The sequence below is a fragment of the Daejeonella sp. genome, assembly GCF_049655485.1.
Classification (GTDB): domain Bacteria; phylum Bacteroidota; class Bacteroidia; order Sphingobacteriales; family Sphingobacteriaceae; genus Daejeonella.
The window spans coordinates 1-1,771 of the sequence record NZ_JBASJU010000281.1 but is presented as its reverse complement, the minus strand read 5'-3'; the positions used below and the strand labels follow the sequence as shown (position 1 = coordinate 1,771).

At 40.3% G+C, this 1,771-nt stretch carries 2 protein-coding genes; both read right to left on the bottom strand.

Annotation, left to right across the window (positions count from 1 at the left end; all coding sequences use genetic code 11):
• Positions 1 to 155 precede the first annotated feature (155 nt).
• Positions 156 to 1,367, bottom strand: coding sequence for a type II restriction endonuclease (locus WBJ10_RS12020; RefSeq protein WP_424290604.1), 1,212 nt, complete (start codon positions 1,365 to 1,367; stop codon positions 156 to 158).
• Positions 1,348 to 1,771 (bottom strand): DNA cytosine methyltransferase (locus tag WBJ10_RS12015; protein ID WP_424290602.1); only part of this gene is annotated, 424 nt, incomplete at its 5' end. The genes WBJ10_RS12015 and WBJ10_RS12020, both read right to left, overlap by 20 nt.

Here is a 1,771-nt window from a genome sequence, read left to right as displayed (position 1 = left end):
TAATGTAAATTCAAATAAAAATGAAGGAAATTTAAAGGACACCTGTTATTTAACTATTTTTTATTATCGCGCTATTTAGTGTGAGTCAGCACGAGAAACTCTCTAAATGGTATTCACCTTGATGAATATAACCTACTGTAAAGGTTAGTTATATGTCAGGCGATTCTTTGTTTAGTGCGCACTACATTAATGAAATCCGCTAAGCTTAATATGCCGCCCCGTTGCGCAGGCTGATATGTACCTCTCAAGCTCTCCGGAACCACTAATTGAACATTGTTAGCGATCATCTCTTCTGTCTGATTTTTGCTGATAGCAGGTTCGAGTGTGATTAAATGTTTATTAGGAATGCGCTCCGCTTCAGAAAGAATTTGCCTCCACCGGTCTTTTGCAGTAGTTTTCACTCCGAGCATGGTAAGCAATATGGCGTCGAAGGCTCCGCTGTGATATTGCTTTTTGCCAGGGAACAGAAAATCTGGCTTATTATTTCTTTCTGTTACGGCTCCTTTCGAAAAATCTATATTATTATTTTGAAAGATCACAGCCAGGTTATTCTCGAACGAATGCCCGGCACGGGATTTTCGGCGATTCTGTACACTCAATGAAAAACTTATAAAATCATCTACGTCAAATTTGCTTTCGCCAAATCCCAAGTTTAACTTTTTTGCGACTATCTGTTTCTCAAGAGTTTTGAATAAGAGCTCTTCTCTTTCCAGCCATCGTATTAGTGTCCGATCTGGTTCTTCGACTGGTGAAACATCTATTACTGTTGATCTCGCGAACTCGGAAAATTCTTTGGTGGAAGGAAATGTTTCCCCAAAGCGTCTTATTATCTCGTCCAGAAAATCTGGAGCTGTTTCTTCAACGTCGATTCCGAGGTAACTGAAAATATACCGGCCGGCGTATCCAATATCCGCATGGTTTTTTGAAAAGTCCTTTACGAGAAATCTGTTTTCAACTTCCTCGAAACCAAATAACCACAGTAGCTGCGTTTCGATAGTGGAACCTTTTTCAGCAACTACCACTAAAGCGGTGTTATTGGATAATCGCCCCACGACTATGAGATCACCTGATGACGAAAGTGGGATAACCTGGTTATCTGAATAGTATAGGCGGAATTCTGATCTTGTAACGTGGTCTTCCCTTGAATCATACCAGGTAAGATGACCGTCAGATTCCCGCAAATGGTCCTCGTTATCACTTAGGAAAATAAACTTTGTTTTAAATTCTATTCGTTCGGTGCCAAATATTGTTTTAAATGGGGTAATGCCGTTAAGCTCGTGCTGATTCGATATAGCTTTGTCAACTTCTACAAGACTAAGCCGTTTCACTCCGACTCCGGAAAAGTATTCAGACAGCGATTTTCCCATCTTTTAGTTTTAAGGTTTTTAGTAATTCATTTCCAACAGCTTTTATCAAAGGCATAATTACAGAATTGCCAAATTGCCTGTAAGCTTGAGTGTCCGATACGGGAATAATGAATTCTTTAGGATAACCAAGTAATAAAGCAGCTTCCCTCGGGGTGAGTCTGCGGGGATTTGATCCGGTTTGCGGAATTAAAATTTCAGCGCCGTCTTTATGGTATCTCGCACTCATTGTCCGCGAAATCCCATCCAGATTGGCAAGACCGAATCCGAAGCCATTACCTTTTTCTTTATGTTTTTTTGCGTATTCCTGGAGATAATTCCAGAGTTTATCTGATAATGTAAATCGTGGATCGGGATCCGGCTCTAAAATATTTCTTAACCGATGATTAGCTTCCGGTAGCTCAACC